This is a genomic window from Streptomyces sp. 13-12-16, from assembly GCF_002114215.1.
Taxonomy (GTDB): Bacteria; Actinomycetota; Actinomycetes; order Streptomycetales; family Streptomycetaceae; genus Streptomyces.
Map to the genome: position 1 here is coordinate 1 of NZ_NCTE01000717.1, position 2,703 is coordinate 2,703.

General features: G+C 72.1%; 3 protein-coding genes and 1 other RNA gene. 1 reads left to right on the forward strand and 3 read right to left on the reverse strand.

Annotated features, from left to right (window positions below):
* Positions 1 to 377, forward strand: a 377-nt coding sequence (locus B7767_RS26940; protein ID WP_179167297.1) for a substrate-binding domain-containing protein, incomplete at its 5' end; no start/stop codon positions are given.
* 123 nt (positions 378 to 500) lie between these two features.
* Here B7767_RS26940 and ssrA read toward each other — a convergent pair.
* From ssrA to B7767_RS26955, 3 genes are all read right to left on the reverse strand, one after another.
* Positions 501 to 904: a transfer-messenger RNA gene (gene ssrA, locus B7767_RS26945) on the reverse strand.
* 118 nt (positions 905 to 1,022) lie between these two features.
* Positions 1,023 to 1,502, reverse strand: a complete 480-nt coding sequence (gene smpB / locus B7767_RS26950) for an SsrA-binding protein SmpB (protein ID WP_030834350.1) — start codon at positions 1,500 to 1,502, stop codon at positions 1,023 to 1,025.
* Between the two features lie 60 nt (positions 1,503 to 1,562).
* On the reverse strand, positions 1,563 to 2,660 hold the full coding sequence (locus tag B7767_RS26955) for a S41 family peptidase (RefSeq protein WP_179167298.1): 1,098 nt from the start codon (positions 2,658 to 2,660) through the stop codon (positions 1,563 to 1,565).
* Positions 2,661 to 2,703: the final 43 nt, after the last annotated feature.

The window sequence follows — 2,703 nt, forward strand, 5'->3', positions numbered from 1 at the left end:
GGCTCGCCTCGGCCGTGCGTCCGTGCGGGGCCGGCCGGGACGCCGCCCGCGCGATCGCCGGGCGGCTGGTGCGCGAGCTGCCGGCGCTGACGGGGGTGGTCGTGCACAACGAACCGCTGATCGATCCGCTGATCGACGCCTTCGAGGAGCTGGGGCTGAGCGTCCCCGGCGATCTGTCCCTGACCGCCGTCTGCCCGTCCCCCGTCGCCGCGTCGGCCCGCGTCCCGGTCACCTCGGTCGCCGTGCCGTCGGCGGAACTGGGCACCCGCGCGGTGCACCTGCTCGTACGGAAGCTGTCCGGTGTCCCCGTGCCGGAGGCCACCCTGCTGCCGCCCCGGCTGACGGAACGGGCGAGCACGGCACCGCGCGGGGCGTGACCGGCCGGTGCGGCCCCGGCCCGACGCCCCGGGCTTCCCGGACCGTACGGCACCCGGGCTTCCCGGACCGCATGACAAAGGCCCCGCCGCTCGAAGCGACGGGGCCCGTGCCCACATGGGGTGGAGTGGAGATGGCGGGAATCGAACCCGCGTCCAACGGTGCAGAACCAGGGCTTCTCCGTGTGCAGTCGGCTGTGCTTTTCTCGGCCCCGGAGATCACGCCGACAAGTCTCCGACGGGCCCAGTCACTGTGTGGTTTCCCTCTTCACCCCGTGACCGGGATCAAGGTTTAGTTCCCTAGCTGATGCCAGGATCCGGGTCGGGAACATCCCCGGGCTGACACTCCCTTAAGTAGGGGAGCCGCTGCTCGCTACCTGAAGATCAGGCAGCGAGGGCGAGCTCGCCCTGGGAGACAGATCGCTTGGAATTGGCGATTATTTTTTTCGGCCTGTGGTTTACGAGATCATGGCCGCTTCCTCGACACGCTTCCCCTGCTTCGACAGCCGCTGTCGAAACCGATCATCCCCATGTTGATTTTTCAAGTCCCTCCGAGGAGGGGGCCCGCACCCGCTGTGGGGTGCTGTCGCCATCGTACGTGACCAACGCGGGTCGGTGCCAGCGTATTCCCCGGCACTCCGCGAGGGCCTACGCGCGCTGCTTCCTGCGGACCGCCGAGATCGCCCGCTCGGTCTCGCGCCGGTCCTGCTTCTCCCGGAGCGTCTGCCGCTTGTCGTACTCCTTCTTGCCCTTGGCCAGCGCGATCTCGACCTTCGCGCGGCCGTCCTTGAAGTACAGGGCGAGCGGCACGATGGTGTGGCCCGTCTCCTGGGACTTGGACTCCAGCTTGTCGATCTCCTCGCGGTGCAGCAGCAGCTTGCGCTTGCGCCGCGCGCTGTGGTTCGTCCAGGTGCCCTGGCTGTACTCCGGGACGTGCACGTTGTGCAGCCACGCCTCGTTGCCGTCGAGCTGGACGAAGCCGTCCACCAGCGACGCCCGCCCCTGACGCAGGGACTTCACCTCGGTGCCGGTGAGGACCAGGCCGGCCTCGTAGGTGTCGATGATGAGGTAGTCGTGCCGCGCCTTCTTGTTCTGCGCGATCAGTTTGCGCCCTTTTTCCTTAGCCATAGTGCCGCCCATTTTCGCACTACGGAGGGGGTCGACGGGAAGCCGATTATCGACGGCGCCCTACCGGCCGAGTCCGCTGAGGACCGTCTCGGCCCGCTGGAGCGCCTCCTCGTCGGCCTCCAGGTCGGGGGTGAGGCCGTGGCCGTCGACGCCGCGGCCGGAGGGGGTGCGGTAGTGGCCGACGGTCAGCTCGGCGACGGAGCCGTCGGGCAGCTCGGTCGGCATCTGGACCGAGCCCTTGCCGAAGGTGCGGGAGCCCACGACGACCGCCCGTCCGCGGTCCTGCAGGGCGCCGGTGAGCAGCTCGGCCGCGCTCATCGTGCCGCCGTCGACGAGCGCGACCAGGGGTCTGGTGGTGTCGCCGCCGGGCTCGGCGTGCAGGGCGCGCTGCTCGCCCTCGACGTCGTACGTGGCGACCAGGCCGCCGTCGAGGAAGGCGGAGGCGGCGGTGACCGCCTCGGCGACCAGGCCGCCGGAGTTGCCGCGCAGGTCGAGGACGATGCCGGCGCCGGCGGGGGCCTGCCGTACGGCGGCGCGGACCTCGTCGCCGGATCCCTTGGTGAAGGCGCCGACCTCGACGACGGTCACCCCGGAGGCGAGCTCGCGGACCGTGACGGTGTCCCGGGACAGCCTGGCGCGGCGCACGGTCTCGTGCCACGCGCGCGTGCCGCGCTCCAGACCGAGCCGGACGGTGGTGCCGGCGGACTCACCGGTGGTCTCGCCGCGCAGTAAGGAGACGACCTCCGTGACGGGCCGGCCGTCGACCTTCTCGCCGTCGACGCTGCGCAGACGGTCGCCCGCGCGGATGCCGGCGTCGGCGGCGGGCGTGTCGTCGCCCACCTTCGTCACCTCGATACGGCCCTCCCGCTCCCGGGCCCACAGGCCGACGCCGGTGTACCGGCCGTCCAGGGACTCCTCGAACTCCTCGTACTCGTCCGGGGAGTAGACGGCGGCCCAGCGGTCCCCGCTGCGGCTGACGGCGCGCTGGGCGGCCTCCAGGGGGGAGGTCCCGTCGGCGGCGGCCTCCTCGGCCGCCCTGGTGACGTCGGCCCGGTGGCCGACGGGAGCGGCCGGAGGGGACCCCTCCGCCGTGGCCCCGCCGTCTGCCCCGGGGAGGTTGCCCGTGGCCGCGCCGGCGACGAGCACGCTCGCGAACACCAAGGTCAGGGCCGCCCCACGGCGGATGCGGCGGGGGCGGCCG

What these genes read in the sequence shown, in the direction of transcription:
- smpB (WP_030834350.1), bottom strand. Translation starts at nt 1,502, where the DNA reads ATGGCTAAGGAAAAAGGGCGCAAACTGATCGCGCAGAACAAGAAGGCG.